This window comes from Pseudomonas sp. SDT291_1_S447 (assembly GCF_054070155.1).
In genome coordinates this window covers 53,617-75,847 of record NZ_JBSVXS010000019.1, presented here as the reverse complement: position 1 = coordinate 75,847, position 22,231 = coordinate 53,617, and the positions used below count along the sequence as shown (strand labels likewise).

General features: G+C 62.7%; 2 protein-coding genes (1 of these 2 cut by a window edge). Both read right to left on the bottom strand.

The annotated features are described in order from the left end of the window. On the bottom strand, nucleotides 1–9,911 hold the 5' portion of the coding sequence (locus ACW9IR_RS09465) for a non-ribosomal peptide synthase/polyketide synthase (protein WP_457462911.1). It extends 5,077 nt beyond the left edge of the window; the window shows 9,911 of its 14,988 coding nt (coding positions 1–9,911); the start codon lies at nucleotides 9,909–9,911; its stop codon lies beyond the left edge, outside the window. Then, nucleotides 9,911–22,231, bottom strand: a complete 12,321-nt coding sequence (locus tag ACW9IR_RS09460; RefSeq protein ID WP_457462908.1) for a non-ribosomal peptide synthase/polyketide synthase — start codon at nucleotides 22,229–22,231, stop codon at nucleotides 9,911–9,913. Before ACW9IR_RS09460 ends, ACW9IR_RS09465 begins: the two co-directional genes overlap by 1 nt.

Here is a 22,231-nt window from a genome sequence, read left to right as displayed (position 1 = left end):
AAAGCGTTACGCGCAATGATCAGCGAACCACCATTGGCAAGGGTGACAAACAGCTCCCACACCGACAGGTCGAAGCACACCGAAGTCGAGGCCAGCACGCCTTGGATGTCGTCGCGGCTGTAGACCTTGGCCGACCAGTCGATCAGCGCCATGACGTTGCGATGGGCGATGGCCACGCCTTTCGGTTTGCCCGTGGAACCGGAGGTGTAGATCACGTAAGCGAGGTTGTCCGGTGTGACCGATGTTTGAGGTGCGCTAGCCGGATAAGCGTTCAGCGACACCTGATCCATCAGCAGCACTTGCGTATCGCCCGGTACGCTCAGCGTCGCAGCGACCGCTTGCTCAGTGAGCAACACCCGCGCACGGCTGTCTTCGAGCATGTAGGCAACGCGATCGGCCGGGTAATCCGGATCCAGCGGCACATACGCGCCACCGGATTTGAGCACCGCCAGCAGGGCAATCAGCAACTGCTCGGAACGCGGCATCGCCACGCCCACGCGCACTTCAGGACCGACACCGAGCTCGATCAACTTGTGCGCCAGACGGTTGGCTTTCGCGTCCAGTTCGGCGTAGGTCATTTGCTGGTCAGCGAAGGTCACCGCCCAGGCATCCGGCGTTGCTGCCACTTGGCGATCGATAGCTTGATGAATGCACTGCTCGGTGACGAAATCGGTCTCGGCACTTGGGCCGTTGTCGATCAGGTTCAACTCGCTGAGCGTGCGCTCACCCGACTCGCTCATCTGCCCGAGCAGGCGCTGCAAGTACTCGCCCAACTGCACAACGCTGTGCGCCGCAAAGCTGTCGCACTGGTAGCTGAAGTGCATCGACAACTCGTCGCTCAAATGCACCAGCAGCGTCAGCGGATAGTTGGTCTGCTCATGGTTGTTGATCTCGCCGAAACGCAATTCCTGCGGCGCGCCCTGCGCCAGCGCCTCGGACACCGGGTAGTTCTCGAACACCAGAATGTTGTCGAACAGCGCTTCACCGTTGCGCGCCGCCCAACGCTGAATGTCGAACAACGGCGTGTGCTCATGCTCACGCAGCGTCAGGTTTTGCGCCTGCACGCTCTGCAACCACTCGCCTACGCTGGATGGCGAACGAGGGCTGGCGATCACCGGCAAGGTGTTGATGAACAGACCGATCTGCTGCTCGACACCTTTGAGTTCCGCCGGACGCCCCGCCACCGTAGCGCCGAACGCCACGCTTTGTTGCCCGGTCAAGCGCTGCAACAGCAGCAACCAGGCCGCTTGAATCAGCGTATTGAGGGTGACTTTCTGCTGCCGGGCGAACTCGCCCAACTGCCGCGTTTGCGCCGCGTCGAGCACACAGAAATGTTCGCCGTGGCCGTCTCGCGGGGCGTCGCCACGCTGCGCCTGAAGTGCCTGCGCCAACAGGGTTGGCGCTTCCAGATCAGCCAGTTGCGCGGTCCAGTAATGTTCGCTGGCCTGCACGTCCTGACGCTGCAACCACTCGATGTAATCGCGGTAGCGCCCGGCCTGCGTTGGCTGGGCGATGCCGCTGTAGCGCTGCAGGACTTCACCGAGCAACTGCGAATTGCTCCAGCCGTCCATCAGAATGTGGTGGTTGGTGTAGATCAAATGGCAACGCTGGTCGTCCAGACGCACCACGACCATACGCAGCAGCGGCCCCTGGCTCAGGTCGAAACCTTGTGCCTGCTCGGCGGCGGCCAGCGCGTTCAACTCGCCAAGGCAATCGCTGCGCTCACGCCAGTCGAGCACGCTGAATGGCATGTCCAGTTGCTTGTGTACCACTTGCACCGGGCGCGCCAGCTCACCTTGCCAGACAAAACTGGTGCGCAGGATGTCGTGGTTGTCCACCGCCGCTTGCCAGGCTTGCTGGAAGCGCTGCGGATCAAGGCCTTCGACGTCGAGACGGACCTGGTTGATGTAATCACCGGTGGCCTGTTCGTAGAGGCTGTGGAACAGCATGCCCTGCTGCATCGCCGACAGCGGATAGACATCGGCAATCTGCTGGGCCGGCAAAGGCAAGCCGTCGAGTTGCGCCTGGGTCAGCGCCGCCAAAGGGAAGTCCGACGGCGTCAAGCCTTCGACGCCCGGGGTCAGGCAATGGTCGATCAAAGCGGCCAGTTCTTCGGCGTAATCCGCCGCCAGTGCTTCGATCACGGCGTTGTCGAAACGCTCGCTGCTGAAGGTCCAGCCCACGCGCAATTCGCCGCCATACACCTGACCGTTGAGGGTCAGCCAGTTGCCCAGCGGCGCGTCCGCGCTCTGATCGAGACCGGCATTGTCCGGCGCCGGTGCAAACAGCGCGCCGTCATCGCCCTCGAAACTGCCGTCGAACTGGCCGAGGTAGTTGAAGGTGATGCGCGGGGTTGGCAAGGCGCGCAGGCTCTGTTGTGCCTGAACATCGCCAAGATGACGCAGTGCACCGAAACCGATGCCTTTGTTGGGGATCGAGCGCAGTTGCTCCTTGATCTGCTTGATCGACTCGCCCGGTGTAGCCGCCGGGGTCAGACGCACCGGGAACAGACTGGTGAACCAGCCCACGGTGCGGGTCAGATCGACACCGTCGAACAGCTCTTCACGGCCATGGCCTTCGAGCTGGATCAGCGTCGATGACTGCCCGCTCCAGCGTCCGATCACCCGCGCCAGTGCGGTCAACAACAGGTCGTTGACCTGGGTGCGATACGCCGCCGGCGCTTCTTGCAGCAGTTGTCGGGTCAACTCCGCGCCAAGCTTGGTCTGTACCGTCTGCGCCAGCCTGTTCTGCTGCCCGGCGTCCATGCGCTTGCACGGCAGATCGCTGCCGACATCATTCAGGCATGCCTGCCAGTAAGCCAGCTCCTGCTGCAACGCCGCGCTGTTGGCGTAGCGCTGCAAGTGTTCACTCCAGTCCTTGAAGGCACTGGTCTTCGCCGGCAGGCTCAGCGGCTGCGCATCGAGCAATTGCTGATAAGCGTTTTGCAGGTCTTCCAGCAGAATCCGCCACGAAACACCGTCGACGGCCAGGTGATGGATCACCAACTGCAAACGCTGGGTGCCATCGGCCAGATTCGCCAGCACCGCGCGCAACAGCGGCCCGTTCTGCAAATCGAGGCTGCGCTGGGCGCGGTTGCCCAAGGCTTCCAGCGCAGCCGCATCGGCGACGTCTTCCTGCCACAGCAGGTTGTGCGGCTGATCTTCAACCGCACGGTGCTCGGCCTGCCACACGCCGTTGTGTTGGGTGAAGCTCAGGCGCAAGGCATCGTGATGCGCGACCAGCGCGCGCAATACTTGCTCGATTTTCTCCGCGTCCAGCGGCTGACGCGGCTTGAGCAGCACCGACTGGTTCCAGTGCTGACGCTCAGGGATGTCGTCTTCGAAAAACTGCTGCTGGATCGGCAGCAGCAACGCCGCGCCGGTCACCGCTTGTTGGTCGATGCCCGATTCGTCATCGCCCAACTGCGCGACCAGGGCCAGACGTTGAATGGTCTGGTGCTGGAACAAGTCTTTGGGATTGAGGCGAATCCCGGCCTGACGTGCACGGCTGACCACTTGAATCGAGATGATCGAGTCGCCGCCCAGTTCGAAGAAGTTATCGTTGAGGCCGACTTGCGGCAGCTTCAGCACGTCTTGCCAGATTGCCGCCAAACGCTGCTCCAGCTCGCTTTGCGGCGCTTGATAGGCCTGCTGCGCCTGACTGGTATCCGGCAACGGCAACGCACTGCGGTTGAGTTTTCCGTTGGCGGTCAGCGGCAATTGCGCGAGCAGCAACAGGTGCGCCGGGATCATGTGATCCGGCAGATTTTCCTTGAGTTCGGCACGCACGCGGTCACGCCACTGCGCCTGTTCCGCTGTGCTGGCGTCGAGCAGCGTGGCATCGCTTGGCACCAGCCAGGCAACCAGTTGTTGGCCGCTGAGACCCGGCTGCGCCAGCACCACGGCTTGGCGTACGGCAGCCTGATCGAGCAGTTGCGCTTCGACCTCACCGAGTTCGATACGGAAACCGCGAATCTTCACCTGATGGTCGATCCGCCCGATGTATTCGATCACGCCGTCGGCGCGATAGCGCGCCAGGTCGCCGGTGCGATACAGACGACCGCCGTCAGCGGCAAACGGATCGGGAATGAAACGCAGCGTGGTCAGGTCGGCACGGTTCAGATAACCGCGCGCCAGACCGGCGCGACCGACGTATAGCTCACCGATGCAGCCCTTGGCCACCGGGTTCAGATCGCCGTCGAGCAAGTACCACGACAGGTCGGCAATCGGCTCGCCGATCGGGCTGCTCGCGTCGCGCTGCAAATCGGCCATCGACAACGGCCGGTAGGTCACGTGCACGGTGGTTTCAGTGATGCCGTACATGTTGATCAGTTGTGGTGCCTGATCGCCGAATCGCTCGAACCACGGGCGCAGGCTCTTCACTTCCAGTGCTTCACCACCGAACACCACGTAGCGCAGCACCAGTTGTTGCGCGGCGTGTTCCGGGGCGCACGCCACTTGCATCAACTGCTTGAACGCCGACGGCGTCTGGTTGAGCACGGTGATGCCTTCGCTGCACAGCAAGGCAAAGAAATCTTCCGGCGCACGGCTGACCTCGTAAGGCACCACCACCAGTTTGCCGCCGTACAGCAACGCGCCGAAAATCTCCCACACGGAGAAGTCGAACGCGTAGGAATGGAACAGGCTCCACACATCTGAAGGGCCGAAATCGAACCAGGCATCGGTGGCTTCGAACAGGCGCAGCACGTTGCGGTGCGCGAGCAAGGTGCCCTTGGGCTGACCGGTCGAACCCGAGGTGTAGATCACGTACGCGAGGTTGTCGGCGCTCATGCGCACTTGCGGATTGCTGTCGCTGTAACCTTCGAGGTCTTCGCGATCCTGATCGAGCATCAGGCTGCGCACCGAATCCGGCACGGGCAGACGACCGAGCAGGTGGCTTTGGCTCAACAGCAGGCCAATGCCGCTGTCGCCGATCATGTAGCTCAGGCGTTCTTCCGGGTAGCTTGGGTCGAGCGGCACGTAAGCGCCGCCCGCCTTGAGAATTGCCAGCAGGCCGACGAGCATGTCGAGGCTGCGTTCCACTGCGAGGCCGACGCGCACGTCCGGGCCGACGCCGCTGGCGATCAGCTTGTGGGCCAACTGGTTGGCGCGGCTGTTCAGTTCACCGTAGCTCAAGGATTGCTCGGCATACGTCACGGCAACGGCTTGCGGGGCACGGGCGGCCTGGGTTTCGATCAAGTGATGCAGGCACTGCTCGTTGGGGAAATCGGCAACGGCCGGGTTCCATTGCAGCAGCGTCGCCGCGCGTTCGGCGGCGTCGTGCAGCGGCAGTTCAGCGATACGCTGGCCGCTGTCGGTGACGATGCCTTGCAGCAGATTCGTCCAGTGTTGCGACAGGCGCTCAATAGTCTCGACGTCGAACAGGTCGGTAGCATAAGTCAGCTCGGCCCAGACATTGTCGGTAGATTCAAAGGTGTTCAGGGTCAGGTCGAACTGCGCGGTATTCGACGCCCAAGGCAAGCCTTCGATGTGCAGTTGCGGCAGGCGTGTGGCGCCCTGCGCCTGACGCGCCTGGCTCTGGTGGTTGTGCATCACCTGGAACAGCGGGCTGTGGCTGAGGCTGCGCTCCGGTTGCAGCGCATCGACCAGTTGCTCGAACGGCAGATCCTGATGCGCCTGAGCGCCGAGCACGGTGTTCTTCACTTGCTGCAACAGGCTGCGGAAGGTCTGCTGACTGTCGAATTCAGCCTTGAGCACTTGGGTGTTGACGAAGAATCCGATCAGCCCTTCAGTCTCGACCCGGTTACGGTTGGCCACGGGCACACCGACGCGGATGTCGGCCTGACCGCTGTAGCGGTGCAGCAAGGTCTGGAACGACGCCAGCAACAGCGCGAACAGGGTGACGTTTTCACGCTGCGCGACTTGCTTGAGGGCAGTGGTCAGTTCGAGGCTCAGCGGGATGTCGCGACGCGCGCCGCGATAGCTTTGCTCGGCCGGGCGCGGACGGTCGGTCGGCAGCTCCAGCAGCGGCTGATCGCCATCGCCGAGTTGCGCGGTCCAGTAGCTCAACTGACGCTCGTGTTCACCGGCGTCCATCCACTGTTTCTGCCACACGGCGTAGTCGGCGTATTGCACCGGTAGAGCCGGCAAATGTGCGGTCTGACCCTGGCTGTACGCGGCATACAACGCCACCAGTTCATCGACCATGATGTTCATCGACCAACCGTCAGAGACGATGTGGTGCAAGGTGATCACCAGCGCGTGATCATCGGCGGCCAGACGCAGCAGTTTCACTCGCAGCAACGGACCTTGCTGCAGGTTGAACAGGTGCAGGGTTTCTGCGGCGACCAGCGCTTGCAGCGCTGCGTCGTCCAGCCCCGCCACGTGCTGCACTTGCAGATCCAGCGTGCCTTGGGCCTGGATCACTTGCAGAGTTGTGCCCTGTTCTTCGACGAAGCAGGTGCGCAGGGATTCGTGGCGCGCGATCAGCGCATTGAAGCTGTGCTGCAACGCCGGCAGATCCAGTTCGCCACGCAGACGCAGCGCCGCCGGAACGTGGTAAGCGCTGCTGGTCGGTTCCAGTTGCCAGAGGAACCACTGGCGTTCCTGCGCATAGGAAAGCGCCAGCGGTTGCGTACGCGGCAGCGCGACAATCGCCGGTTCCTGAGCGGCCTGATCGACACCCAAAGCAGCAACGAAATCTTCCAGTGTGCTGTGCTCGAACAGCGTGCGCAGCGGCACCTGAACGTTCAGCGCCTGACGCACACGCGAGACCACTTGCGTTACCAGCAAGGAATGGCCGCCGAGTTCGAAGAAGTTGTCACTCAGGCCGACACGTTCAAGCTTGAGCACCGCTTGCCAGATCTCGGCGACGGTGTGTTGGGTGGCGGTTTGCGGCGCGATGTAAGTCGATTGCAACTGGCTGGCGTCAGGTGCCGGCAAGGCCTTGCGGTCGACTTTGCCATTCGGGGTCAGCGGCAGTTGCGCGAGGAACAGCAGGTGCGCCGGCACCATGTATTCCGGCAGTTCGGCCTTGAGGTTGGCTTTCAGAGCGGCGCGCAGTTCGACTTCGTCAACAGCACTGGCGGACGGCACCACATAGCCGACCAGTTGCGGCCCGGTCGGGCCGTCCTGAGCGACCACCACGGTTTCTCGCACGCTGTCCAATTCAAGCAAACGCGCTTCGATCTCGCCAAGCTCGATTCGGAAACCACGGATTTTCACTTGATGGTCGATGCGCCCGATGTACTCGATCACGCCTTCTGCGCGATAACGGGTCAGGTCGCCGGTGCGGTACAGACGCGCACCGTTTGCCGAGAACGGATCCGGCACAAAACGTTCAGCGGTCAGGCTCGGACGCTGGAAGTAACCACGGGCCAGACCGTCACCGCCGATCAGCAATTCACCGGGTGCGCCGAGCGGATTGAGCTCAAGGTCGCTGCCGAGAATGTACAGCGCGGTGTTGTCGATCGGCGTGCCAAGGAATGGACGGCTGTTGTCCACGCTCAGCGCATGTTGCGCCGACCAGATCGTGGTTTCGGTCGGGCCATACAGGTTCCACACGCTCGGCGTCAGCGCCAGCATGCGCTGGGCCAGCTCCTGCGGCAGTGCTTCACCGCCGCAGAGGAATGTGCGGCCGCTCAGGATCGAGGCATGTTCATGGTCGAGCAGCATGCGCCAGGTCGATGGCGTGGCTTGCAGGACGCTGACGGCGTGGCGCTCGATCAGCTCGAGCACCGCTTGCGGATCCTGATGCACATCCTTGCCGGTCAGCACCACACAGGCGCCGGCGAGCAGCGGGCCATAGATTTCCAGGCCGAAAATATCGAAGGAGAACGTGGTCAGCGACAGCATGCGATCCGCAGCGGCAATCCCCGGCTGCTTGATCATGCTCGCGACAAAGTTGCTCAGCGCCGCGTGGCGCACCATCACGCCTTTCGGTTTGCCGGTGGAACCGGAGGTGTAGATCGTGTAGGCCAAGTGCTCGCCATTGACGGCGACGCTCGGCGCGGTCTGTGGATAAGCCGCCAGCCATTCACCTGGCTGATCGAGCAACAGGGTTTGCACACCTGCCGGGATCGGCAACTGCGCTTGCAAATGCGTTTGGGTCAGCAGCAATTGCAGGCCGCTGTCTTCGATCATGTAGGCCAGGCGATCTTCTGGATAGGCCGGGTCCAGCGGCACATACGCGCCGCCGGCCTTGAGGATCGCCAGCAGGCCGACGATCATTTCAACGCTGCGCTCCACCGCGATGCCGACCAACTGATCGGGGCCGACGCCGGCCTCGATCAGTTTGTGCGCCAGTTGGTTGGCTCGGGCATCCAGTTCGCCATACGTCAGTACGTCGTCGCCGATGATCAGCGCGGTCGCCTGCGGGTTTCGCTGCGCCTGCGAGGCAAAGTCCAGTTGCACGCACTCGGCCTGGGCGCTGTGATCCGCCACGCGCAACCAGTCCTGCAACAGAACGCCGTGCTCGGCACTTTCCAGCAAGGGCAACTCGCCAACCCGTTGAGTCGGTGCGGCCACAATACCTTGCAACAGGTTTTGCCAATGACGCGCCAGACGCTCGACCGTTTCCGGTTTGAACAGATCGGTGGCGTAGGTCAGCTCGGCGGCGAAACCGTGATTCGATTCATAGGTATTGAGGGTCAGGTCGAACTGCGCGGTGCGCCCTTCCCACTGCACATCTTCGACGCTCAGCTGCGGCAGTTGCACCGCGCCACGGCTCTGGTCACGGCTGGTCTGGTGGTTGAACATCACCTGGAACACCGGGCTGTGGCTCAGGCTGCGTTCCGGTTGCAGCGCTTCGATCAACTGCTCGAACGGCAGATCCTGATGCGCCTGCGCGGCCATCGCCGCTTGCTTGACCTGCGCCAACAGCTGGTTGAACGGCAACTGGCCGTTGACCTCGGCATTCAGCACCTGGGTGTTGACGAAGAAGCCGATCAGGCCTTCAGTTTCGACCCGGTTGCGGTTGGCGGTCGGCACGCCGACGCGAATCTGTGCCTGACCGCTGTAGCGATGCAGCAAGGCCTGGAACGACGCCAGCAACACCATGAACAGGCTGGCGCCTTCGCGCTGGGCCAATTGCTTGAGCGCATCGCCGAGGGCGACTGGCAGGTCCAGTTGCAGACGTGCACCGCGCAGGCTTTGCACCGCTGGACGCGGAAAATCGATCGGCAGTTCCAGCACCGGCTGCTCGCCGTCCAGCGTCTTGATCCAGTAAGCCAGTTGCCGCTCACGCTCGCCTGCTTCCAGCCAGTGGCGCTGCCAGATCGCGTAGTCGGCGTATTGCACCTCCAGTTCCGGCAATGCCAGTGGCTGCCCGGCGGTGTCGGCGGCGTAATGCTGGATCAGCTCGTTGACCAGCACTTTGATCGACCAGCCATCGGCGATGATGTGGTGCTGGACCAGCACCAGCACATGGTCGTCATCAGCGACTTTGAGCAATGCCACGCGCAACAACGGGCCCTGTTGCAAGTTGAACGGGCGCGCGGTTTCGCTTTCGACGAACGCCTTGATCGCCGCCTCTTCGCCAGCGGCGTCGAGGCCGGCCGGCAACGGTGTCAGGGAGATGCTCAGCGGCAACTGCGGGTGAATCACCTGGCAGAAGGTTTCGCCGTGTTCGGCAAACGTGGTGCGCAGACTTTCATGGCGCGCCGCCACCGCATTGAAGCTGCGCTCCAGCGCCGCCACGTCCAGCTCGCCCTTGAGGCGCAAGGCGCTGGGGATGTGATACGCGGTGCTGTGCGGGTCCATTTGCCAGAGGAACAGTTGGCGTTCCTGAGCGTACGACAGAGGAATGGCGGCGAACCCGGAGCGTGTTTCCGGGATCGGCAGGTTGGCCGGAGAGACGCCCTCTTCGAGCATCTTTTCCAGGTACAGCTTACGTTTGTCCAGCGGCAGAGTGATAAAGCGCTTGGCTACCCTCAAAGCAACACTCTTGTCCATCAGACTTCCTCCATATCGTCAAGCAGGGCTTCCAGCTTGCTCAGTTTCTGTTCGTTGATTGCCCCGCCTCCTGTATCGAGTCGAGCGACGAAGTCACTCAGGACGGGGTGCTGGAATAACAGTTGCGGGGTCAGCGTCAGACCCAGTTCAAGGGCGATGCGCGACACCACGTTGACCATCAGCAGCGAGTGCCCGCCCAGTTCGAAGAAGTGATCGTTCAGACCAATGCGTTCAACCTCGAGCACTTGCTGCCAGATCGCCGCGACCTGCTGCTCAAGCTCACTCTGCGGCGCGACGTACGCGGCCTGCATCTGGCTGGCATCCACCGCGGGCAGGGCCTTGCGGTCGAGTTTGCCGTTGGGCGTCAGTGGCAACTGCTCAAGGAACAGCAGGTGCGCGGGAATCATGTAGTCAGGTAACGAAGACTTGAGGCCAGTCTTTAGTCCGTCGCGCAGTTGCCGCTGCGCTTCGCCGTCGTACAGATCCAGTTGTGGGGCGACCACGTAGGCCACCAGTTGCGCACCGCCCTCTCCTTCAACGGCAAGCACAGCCGCTTCGGTAACGGCGGGTTGAGCGAGCAATCGCGCCTCGATCTCGCCCAATTCGATGCGGAATCCACGAATTTTCACCTGATGGTCGATCCGGCCCATGTACTCCAGCTCGCCCTCTTCGCGCTCGCGAATCAGGTCGCCGGTGCGGTACATGCGCTCGCCATTGCCGACGAACGGATTCGGCACGAAGCGCTCGGCAGTCATTGCCGCACGGCCCAGATAACCGCGGGTGATGCCGGCGCCGGACAAATACAGCTCGGCGGAAATCCCTTGCGGCACCGCTTGCAGATCGGCGTCGAGCAAATAGCTGGCGCTGTGATCGAGGGCACGACCGATGCGCGGCTGGCCACCGGCGATGCGGCGGGTCCAGGTCGAATAGGTGGTGTCTTCCGACGGGCCGTACAGGTCATAGACGTGCTCGACCGTCGACTGTTGATACAACGCGTCGACCAGCCCTTGCTTGAGTGGTTCGCCAGCCAGATTGATGATGCGCACGCTCGCGGGAATCTGTCCGGCGCGTTGCAGCGCAGCGATGGCCGACGGCACGGTGTTGATCAGGCGTACCTGATCGCGCGCCGGCAGGTTCGGCAACTCCAGCGCGTTGCGCGCGATGATCAGCGAACCGCCATTGGCCAGAGTGACAAATAGCTCCCACACGGACAGGTCGAAGCACACCGAAGTTGACGCCAGAACGCCTTGAATGTCGTCGCGGCTGTAGACCTTGGCCGACCAGTCGATCAGGGCCATGACGTTGCGATGGGCGATGGCCACGCCTTTCGGTTTGCCGGTGGAACCGGAGGTGTAGATGACATAGGCGAGGTTGTCCGGCTGCACCGTGGTTTGAGGTGCAACCGCTGAATATCCGCTCAATGAAACCTGATCCATCAGCAGCACTTGCGTGTCACCCGGCACACTCAGGGTTGCAGCGACCGCTTGCTCGGTCAGCAACACCCGCGCACGACTGTCTTCGAGCATGTAGTCAACGCGATCGGCCGGGTAATCCGGGTCCAGCGGCACATACGCGCCACCGGATTTGAGCACCGCCAACAAGGCAATCAGCAGCTGCTCGGAACGCGGCATCGCCACGCCCACGCGCACTTCCGGGCCGACACCCAACTCGATCAGCTTGTGCGCCAGACGATTGGCCTGCGCGTCCAGTTCGGCGTAGGTCAGCTGTGTATCGGCGAAGGTTACCGCCAGCGCATCCGGCGTTACTGCCACTTGGCGAGCGATGGCTTGGTGAATGCACTGCTCGGCGACGAAATTGGTCTCGACACTCGGGCCGCTATCGATCAGGTTCAACTCGCTGAGCAAGCGTTCGCCCGCCACGCTCATCTGACTGAGCAGACGCTGCAAATGAGCGCCCAACTGCGCCACGCTGGCCGCCGCAAAACTGTCGCGCTGGTAACTGAAATGCACCGACAGTTGCGCGCCCATGCTCACCAGCAAGGTCAACGGATAGTTGGTCTGCTCCTGATTGACCACCGCGCCGAAACGCAAACCCTGCGGCGCGCCGCGCTCCAGCGCTTCGCCAATCGGATAGTTCTCGAACACCATCAGGCTGTCGAACAACGCGTCACCGCCCTGCCCGGCCCAGCGCTGAATATCCGCCAGCGGCGTGTGTTCGAACTCACGGGACGCGAGGTTCTGCGCCTGCACGGCTTGCAGCCAACTGGCCAGACTCTGCTGCGCTTGCGGCGCGGCAACGACCGGCAAGGTGTTGATGAACAGTCCGATCTGTTCTTCGGCCCCCGGCAGATCCGCCGGACGCCCGGCCACGGTCGCGCCGAACGCCACGCAGTCCTTGCCGGTGTAACGCTGCAACAGCAACAGCCACGCAGCTTGCACCAGCGTGTTGACGGTGACTTTCGAGGCACGGGCAAATTCACCCAGACGCACGCTCAGGTCGGCGTCCAGCACTTGGTAATGGTCGCCGTAACCGACACTTGGCAAAGCGTCGATTGGCCGTGCGATGGCGTTGGCCAGACGCGTCGGCTCTTGCAGATTGCCCAGCGTTGCCAACCAGTAATTCTCGGCAGCCGCCGCATCCTGACGCTGCAACCAGCCGATGTAGTCGCGATAGCGACCCGCCGGACGAGGTACCGCTTCGCCGCGATAATGTTGCAACACTTCGCCGAGCAACTGCGCGCTGCTCCAGCCATCCATCAGGATGTGATGGTTGGTGTAGATCAGGTGATGACGGTCGGTCGCCGTGCGCACCAGCACCAGGCGCAATAACGGCGCACTGTTGAGATCCAGGCCCAGTGCGCGCTCCTCATCAGCCAGGGTTTGCAACGCCGAATCCAGATTAGCCTTGCCGTTCCAGTCGAGCACGCTGAACGGCACCTCGACCTGGCGCTGCACCACTTGCACCGGTTGCGGCAAGTCGCCCTGCCAGAAGAAACCACTGCGCAGAATATCGTGCGCATCCACTACCGCTTGCCACGCGGCGCGGAAACGCTGCGGGTCGACGCCATCGATGTCGAGGCGCATCTGGTTGATGTAGTCGCCATTGCCGTGTTCTAGCAGCGTATGGAACAACATGCCCTGCTGCATCGGCGACAGCGGATAGATGTCATCGATGCCTTGCGGCTCCAGCACCAGCGCATCCAGTTGCGCTTGCGATAGTTGCGCCAGCGGGAAGTCCGACGGCGTCACGCCACGGTTGCCGGTGTCGCAGCAATGGCCGATCAGCGCGGTCAGCTCTTGCACGTAGTCATCGGCCAGACGCTGAATGGTCGCCGCGTCGAACATGGCGCCGCTGTAGGTCCAGCTCAGGTCCAGTTCTCCGCCGAAGACTTTGCCGTTCAGCGCCAGCGGGTTGCCCAGCGGGCCTTGCATATTGACTTCTGCGCCGCCGGCTTCGCTGGTCGGTGCGAACAAGGCTTGGTCGGCCGCATCGAAACTGCCGTCGAACTGGCCCAGATAGTTGAACGTCAGGCGCGGTGCCGGCAAGGCCTGCAAGGTTTCGCGAGCCTGTTCATCACCCAGATGTGCCAGCGCACCGAAGCCGATGCCTTTGTGCGGAATCGCCCGCAGCTGCTCCTTGATCTGTTTCAGCGAAGCCCCCAGCTCAGCCACCGGCGACAGTCGCGCCGGGAACACACTGGTGAACCAGCCGACGGTGCGGGTCAGGTCAATGCTGTCAAAGAGGTCTTCGCGACCGTGGCCTTCGAGCAAGACCAACGCGTTATCAGCACCGGTCCAGCGCACCATCACTCGCGCCAGTGCGGTCAGGAGCAGATCGTTGACCTGCGTGCGATAAGCCTGTGGCGCATCCTGCAAGAGTTGACGGGTCAGGGCTTTGTCCAGTTTGCTGCGGATTGTCAGCGCCTGATCGTGTTGCTGCCCGCCGTGCGGGTGATCATAAGGCAAGGCAGCCGAAGCGCCCTGCAACTGCTGCTGCCAGAAGCTCAACTCAGTCTGCAACGCAGGGGTTGCCGCGTAGTCCTGCAAGGCTGCCCCCCAAGCTTTGACTGCACTGGTTTTCGCCGGCAATTGCACGGACGCGCCAGCGCTGAGCTGCCGATAAGCGTTTTGCAGGTCTTCGAACAGGATCCGCCACGACACGCCGTCGACCACCAGGTGATGCACGATCAGCAGCAGACGCTGACTGCCGTCAGCCAGATTCGCCAGCACCGCGCGAATCAGCGAGCCACCGCTCAGTTGCAGGCTGCGCTGGGCCTTTTCACCCAGGGCCTCCAGCGCCGCAAGGTCAGCCACCTCGACCTGCCAGAGGATGGTCTCGCCGGCTTGCGTGGCAACGTCGCGGTATTGCGCGCCCCAGCCGTCAGCCTGCTCGGCAAACTCCAGACGCAAGCTGTCGTGATGCAGCACCAGAGCATCCAGTGCTTGTTCCAGCAGCTGCGCGTCCAGCGCCTGCGTTGGCTTGAGCATCACTGACTGGTTCCAATGATGACGATCGGGAATCGCCTGCGCGAAGAACTCCTGATGGATCGGCAGCAGCGCCGTACTGCCGGTGACCGGTTGCTGATCGATCAGTTGCAGCGCTTCACCGGTCTGCGCCACTGCTGCCAACGCGGCAATAGTCTGGTGCTGGAACAGGTCTTTGGGTGTAAAGCGAATCCCGGCCTGCCGCGCGCGGCTGACCACTTGAATCGAGATGATCGAGTCACCGCCCAGCTCGAAGAAGTTGTCGCTGATACCGACCTGCTCAAGCTTGAGCACGTCTTGCCAGATCGTTGCCAGTTGCTGTTCCAGCGCCGTTTGCGGTGCAACGTAAGTTTGTTGCAGTTGGCTGACGTCCGGTTTCGGCAGGTTCTTGCGATCGAGTTTGCCGTTCGGTGTCAGCGGCATGCGCTCCAGGCGCAAGACGTACGCCGGCACCATGTGCCCCGGCAACGTGGCTTTCAGTTGCGCACGCAGATCGTCGGTGAAGTCGGCACGGCTGGAATCGCCCACCACATACGCCACCAGACGCTTGCCACTGCCGGCGCTGCCTTCCTGCGCCACGACCACCGCTTCGCGCACGCCGTCGAGGGCTTGCAGCGCCGCTTCGACTTCGCCCAGCTCGATGCGGAAGCCACGAATCTTCACCTGATTATCGATGCGATCTAGGTAGTCGAACGTGCCGTCGACACGCTGACGCACCAGGTCGCCAGTGCGATAGAGCAAGCCGCCGTTGGTGCTGAACGGATCAGCCACAAAGCGCTCGGCAGTCAGCCCCGGACGGTTCAGATAACCCCGCGCCAGCCCTGTACCACCAAGGTACAACTCGCCGGCCATGCCTTGCGGCAGCAGGTTCAGATCAGCGTCGAGCACATAAGCGCTACGGTCGCCAATGCGGCTGCCGATTGGCGCGTACGCGGCGCCGCATGGCACCTCGCGACCGGCCTTCCAGATCAGCGGCGTGACCACGGTTTCGGTCGGGCCGTAGCCGTTGATGATGTAGTCCGGATCGAGCGCGCGTTTAACCCGCTCGAAACTGGCGTTCGGCACCGCATCACCGCCGAAGCAATAGATGCGCACTTTCGGCGGATTGCCGACGCGTTCGGCGTGTTCGGCCAGTTGTTGCAAGTACACCGGCGGGAACGCGACCACGGTCACGCCGTGCTCGATCATGGCGTTGTAGGTCTGCTCCGGCGTCCACAAGCTGTCGTCGCGAATCAGCAGCGACGCACCGTGAGTCAGGCTGGTCAGCCAGCGTTCGTGGGCACCGTCAAAGGCGAACGACATGAAGTGGAATTCACAGTCACTGTCGCGCATTTCATAGCGTTGACCGATGGCCTGGCAATGCATGGCCAACGGACCGTGGGCGACGCTGACGCCTTTCGGATTGCCGGTGGAACCGGAGGTATAAATCACATAGGCGAGGTTGTGCGGATCGAGTTGCACGTGCGGCGCCTTGATCGGCAACTCGCGCAAATCGAGACGATCCAGTTCCAGCAGCGGCACCGATTCATCGACCGGCAATTGCGCCGACACCGACGAATCGCTGATCAACAACGCCAGCCCGGAATCTTCGATCAGATAGGCCAGGCGTTCGCGCGGATAACTGGTGTCCAGCGGCACATAGGCGCCGCCGGCCTTGAGCACCGCCAGCAGCGCTACGATCACCGACTCACTGCGCGGCAGAGCTACACCGACGCGGGTTTCCGCGCCGACGCCACGGGCGATCAGCGCGTGTGCCAGTTGGTTGGCGCGCTGATCGATCTCGCCGTAGCTGAAACGCTGACCGTTGAAGATCACCGCCGTGCGTTGCGGATTTTCTGCGGCCAGCGCGGCAATGCGCTGATGCACGCCGATGTCCACCGGGTACGGCTGCGGCTGGTTTTCGCCTTGCTGGCGCGCCTCCTCTTGAGCATCTGCCAAAGCGATTTCACCGAGATTGCGCTCGGCCGACACGGCGAACTGCTCAAGCAATTGCAGCAGGTGCGCACTGATCCCGGCGATGACATCGCTGGCGAACTGGCCGCGATCAAAGCTGTAGTGCAACGCCAGTTGTTGGCCGAGCGTAACGGCCACGCTCAGCGCATAGTGCGTCTGCTCGAGGTTGCCGACCTCACCGAATGTCAGCCCTTGCCCGGCCTGACTCAGCGCTTGGGCAATCGGGTAGTTTTCGAATACCAGAATATTGTCGAACAGTGCTTCACCACCCTGCCCGGCCCAACGCTGGATGTCTGCCAGCGGTGTGTGTTCGAAGTCGCGCAGGCTGAGGTTTTGCGCCTGTACCGCTTGCAGCCAACTGCCAACGCTTTGATCCGGACGCGGCGCGCCGATCACCGGCAAGGTGTTGATGAACAGACCGACCTGTTGCTCGATGCCCGGCAGATCCGCTGGACGCCCGGCCACGGTCGCACCGAACGCCACAGCTTCGTGACCGGTGTAGCGTTGCAGCAACAGCAGCCACGCCGCTTGCACCAAGGTATTGACGGTGACTTTTTGCTGGCGGGCAAAGGTTTCCAGCGCCTGGGTGCGCTGCACGTCCAGTGTCAGGTAATGATCGCCGTGGCCGCTCTGGTTCTCGCCAGCGGTGGCCGCGCGCGCCAGTCGGGTCGGCTCTTGCAGGGCGGCCAATTGGCCGTTCCAGAAATCCTCACTCAGTTGGCCGTCCTGGCGTTGCAGCCAGGCAATGTAATCACGATAGCGCCCGCCGCCATTCGCCGGCGTGCGCCCGCTGTAGCGCAGCAAGACTTCGCCGAGCAACTGCGAGTTGCTCCAACCGTCCATGAGGATGTGGTGATGGGTGTAAATCAAATGCCATTGCTCGGCACCGGTCTGCACCAGAACCAGTCGCAGCAGTGGCGCACAGCTCAGATCAAAGCCTTGTTGACGTTCGGCATCGGCCAAGGCCGCGAGCGCTGCCGGTTGATCGTCGCGGTCGCGCCAGTCCAGCGTGCTGAAGGGCAGTTGCACGTGCTTGTGGACGATCTGCAGCGGCTGCGCCAGCTCGCCCTGCCAGACGAACCCGCTGCGCAGAATGTCCTGCGCATCGACGGTGGCCTGCCACGCAGCGCGGAAACGCTCGGGGTCGAGACCTTGCACGTCGACGCGCAACTGGTTGATGTACTCACCCGCCGCTTGCTCGTAAAGGGTGTGGAACAGCAAGCCCTGCTGCATCGGCGACAGAGGATAGACATCGTCGAGTTGACCCGCCGGCACCGGCAGCGCATCCAGCTGCGCTTGCGTCACGCGCGCCAGCGGGAAGTCCGACGGCGTCGCTTGCGCGGCTTGCAACGTGCAGCAATGCTCGATCAGCGCGTGCAATTCGATGGCGTACTGATCCACCAGTTTCTGCACGGTCGCGCTGTCGAACATCTCACGACTGAAACCCCAGCTCATCGACAGTTCACCGCCATACACCTGACCTTCCACGGTCAGCCAGTTAGCCAGTGGCGCGGCCAGATCCTGCGCGACACCGCTGGTTTCGGCGGACGGTACGAACAGCGCCGCATCGTCGAACTGACGACCGAACTGACCGAGGTAGTTGAAGGTAATCCGTGGCGGCGCCAACGTTGCCAGTTCGGCGCGCACCGCCGGTGCCGCCAGATAACGCAGCACGCCGTAGCCCAGACCTTTGTCCGGCACGGCGCGCAGTTGCTCCTTGATCGACTTGATCGACCCGTCGAGATCGTCGGCGGCCGTCAGATTGACCGCGAACAGACTGGTGAACCAGCCCACAGTGCGGGTCAGGTCAATGTCGTCGAACAGGTCTTCGCGGCCATGCCCTTCCAGTTCGATCAACGTGCCCGGCTGCTGGCTCCAGCGACTGATGGTGCGCGCCAGTGCGGTCAACAGCAGGTCATTGACTTGCGTGCGATACGCCGCCGGCGCCTGTTGCAGCAACTGGCGAGTGCGCTCGGCGTCGAGGCGCCATTCGATTTTCTCGCCGTGCAGGTTTTGCAGGCTGCCATCGGGACGTTCGCACGGCAGGTCCGTCGCGCCCTGATGCTGGGCTTTCCAATAACCCAGTTGTTCATCGAAGCGTGAAGCGGCGCTTTCGAGGCGCGCGGTCCAGTTCTGGAAGGCATTGGTTTTGGCCGGCAACTGAATGCCGCCGCCCGCCGCCAGCTGCTCGTAAGCCTGCTGCAGATCTTCCAGCAACACCCGCCAGGAAACGCCGTCCACTACCAAGTGGTGAATAATCAGGGCCAGACGCTGAGAGCCATCGGCCAGCGTCACCAGCAATGCACGCAGCAGCGGACCGTTTTGCAGATCGAGGCTGCGCTGGGCATCGTTGCACAGCGCCTGCAATTGTTCAGCGGACTCGGCGTCACGCAGCCACAGCTCAGCACTGTCGACCAGCGGGCCGTGGTTTTGCTGCCAGCCGTCGACGCTTTCGACAAAGCGCAGGCGCAAGGCGTCGTGATGATTGATCACCTGCGCCAGCGCGGCATCAAGCCACTGCGCATTCAAGCTGTCGCGCGGGGTCAGCAGCAGCGACTGGTTCCAGTGCTCACGCAGCGGCATCGCGCGGCTAAAGAAATGCTGTTGAATCGGCCCGAGCACGGCGTCGCCGGTCACCGGACCTTGATCTACCGAGGTCTGATTATCCAGCGTGGCAACCAGCGCGAGGCTGCGCACGGTCTGGTACTGGAACAGGTCGCGCGGGCTGATACGAATCCCGGCCTGCCGCGCACGGCTGACCACTTGAATCGAGATGATCGAGTCGCCGCCCAGTTCGAAGAAGTTGTCTTCGAGACCAACGCGCTCAAGCCCGAGCACATCTTCCCAGATCGCCGCCAAGGCTTTTTGCAGCGCATCCTGCGGCGCGACGAACGCTTGCTGTGGCGCGGCATCCGGTTGCGGCAAGGCTTTGCGATCGAGTTTGCCGTTGGCGGTGACCGGCAGTTTGCTCAGCGTCATCAGGTAAGTCGGCACCATGAATTCCGGCAGGCTGCCGAGCAGCCACGCCTTGACGTCCTGCTGCCACTGTTCGTCCGGCTGAACCTGTTCCAGCACAAGGTAGGCCACCAGGTGCTTGCCGCCCTGCACCAGTACCACCGCTTCGCGCACCAACGGATGCTGCATCAGGCGGGTTTCGATTTCGCCCAATTCGATGCGCAGACCGCGCAGTTTCACTTGATGATCGAGACGACCGAGGTATTCGATCACGCCGTCGGCGCGCTGGCGCACCCGGTCACCGGTGCGGTACAGCCGCGCGCCGTCGTGGAACGGGCACGGCACAAAACGCTCGGCAGTCAGCGCCGGACGCTGGTGATAACTGCGCGCCAGCCCGGCGCCGCCCAGGTACAGTTCGCCGGCCACGCCACTCGGTACCGGCAGCAGCTCGGCATCAAGCACATGGGTGCGCAGGTTGGCGATCGGCCGGCCGATCGACACGCTGTCGGCGCCTTCGTCGACGCAGGTCCAGTGGGTCACGTCGATCGCCGCTTCGGTCGGGCCGTAGAGGTTGTAGAGGCCGGCGTTCGGCAGTTTGGCGAAGACTTGCAATTGCGCATCCAGCGGCAGTGCCTCACCGCTGCAGACGATGCGCTTGAGGCCCACGCAGCTTTCCACGCCCGCCTCATGAATGAACGCCTGCAACATCGACGGCACAAAGTGCAGCGTGCTGATGCCGTGGCGATTGATGATGTCGATCAGTTGCAGCGGATCGCGGTGCGCACCTGGCGCAGCAACCACCAGACGCGCGCCGGTCAGCAGCGGCCAGAAGAACTCCCAGACCGACACGTCGAAACTGAACGGGGTTTTCTGCAACACCGAATCGCTGGCGTCGAGCTCGTACGCTTCCTGCATCCAGCACAAGCGGTTGACCAGCGCCGCGTGGCTGTTGCCGGCGCCTTTCGGTTTACCGGTAGAGCCCGAGGTGTAAATCACATAGGCCAGGTTCAGCGGATCGACGCTGACGTCCGGGCGGCTGTCGCTGTAGCCGTCGAGCAGGCCCGGTTGATCCAGTGTGATGACCTGCACGCCGTCAGTCGGCAGCGATGCCAGCAAAGCATCCTGGGTCAGCAACAAGGTGATGCCGCTGTCCTCGATCATGTACGCCAGACGTTCCTGCGGGTACTCCGGATCCAGTGGCACATAAGCGCCGCCAGCCTTGAGAATCGCCAGCAGCGCGACAACCATTTCCACCGAACGCAGGGCGCATACACCGACCAGACTGTCGGCCCGCACGCCTTGCTCACGCAGCAGATGCGCGAGGCGGTTGGCGCGGGCATCCAGTTCGGCGTAGCTCAGGGTCTGCTCACCGAACAGCAGCGCCGGCGCATTCGGCGTGCGCGCGACCTGCGCTTCGATCAGTTGATGGATTGGTGTTTCGGTCGGGTAAACCGCGTGGACGTTGTTCCAGTCGTGCACCAGCGTGTGCTGTTCCTCGGCTTCCAGCAGCGGCAATTCGCCGACACGTTGCGCCGTATCGGCGACCATGGCGGTGAGTAGACGCAGCCAGTGTCGCGCCATGCGTTCGATGGTTGAAGCCTCGAACAAGTCGCTGGCGTACGTCAGCGCCGCGTGCAACTTGCCGCCCTTCTCATAGGTATCGAGGGTCAGGTCGAACTGGGTGGTGCGGCTCTGCCAGTCGAGGCTGTCGAGCACCAGGCCGGACGCCGTGCTGAGGCTGGCAATATCGGCCACTTGCGGCTGATGGTTGTACATGACCTGGAACAGTGGCGTGTGACTGAGGCTGCGTTCCAGTTTCAGCGCTTCGACCAGTTGCTCGAACGGCAGATCCTGATGCGCTTGAGCGCCGAGCGCGGTTTCCTTGATCGCGCGCAGCAGGTCATCGACCCGCGTCTGCCCGTCCAGTCGGGTACGCAGCACTTGAGTGTTGACGAAGAAGCCGATCAGCCCTTCGATTTCGCCACGGTTACGGTTGGCAATCGGCACGCCGACGCGGATGTCGGTCTGACCGGTGTAGCGATGCAGCAGCGCGTTGAAGGCACCGAGCAAGAGCATGAACAACGTGACTTGATGCTGCTGCGCGGTGTTGCGCAGTTGCCCGGCCAGTTGTTCATCGACAGCGAACTCATAGCGAGTGCCGCGATAGCTCGGCATCGCCGGACGTGAATGATCCAGCGGCAGCTCCAGCACCGGATGTTCGTCGCCCAGTTGTGCTTGCCAGTAATCGAGTTGCCGCGCCTGCTCGCCCGCCTCCAGCCAGCGGCGCTGCCACAAGGCATAGTCGCTGTACTGGATCGGTAGTGCTGCCAGTTGCGGCTGCTGGCCGGCATCGAACGCGTCGTAGCAACGAATGAATTCGTCGATCAGCACGTTCATCGACCAGCCATCGGAGACGATGTGGTGCAGGGTCAGCAGCAGAACATGTTCCTGCTCGGCGAGCTTGAGCAAGGTCACCCGCAGCAGCGGGCCGACGGCCAGATCGAACGGCAATACCGATTGCTGTTCGGCGGCCTGCACCACGGCCTGTTCACGTTCGCTGGCCGGCAATGCACTGAAATTTTCATGGCTGATCATCAGCGGCGCCGTGGCCGGCACCTGCAACAGGCTGTCGTCAGCCTGGCGCTGGAACACCGTGCGCAGGGTTTCGTGACGCTCGACCAGGCTGGCGAAGGCTTGCTCCAGCGCGCCGAGGTTGAGGCGACCGCTCAGGCGCACCGCGCCCGGCAGGTTATAGGCGCCGCTGCGCGGATCGAGTTGCCAGAGAAACCACATGCGTCGCTGCGCGTAGGACAGCGCTTGGCGATCCTCCGCCTCGATCCCGGCCGGAATCGGAAACCGGGCGAAATCCACGCCCTCCTTTTGCAGCGCCGCGAGGAACATCTGGCGCTTTTCCAGGGGCAACCCGATAAACCGGCGAGCAAGTTTCAAGGAGTCTTCAGCATTCAT

What these genes read in the sequence shown, in the direction of transcription:
- ACW9IR_RS09460 (WP_457462908.1), bottom strand. Translation starts at nt 22,231, where the DNA reads ATGAATGCTGAAGACTCCTTGAAACTTGCTCGCCGGTTTATCGGGTTG.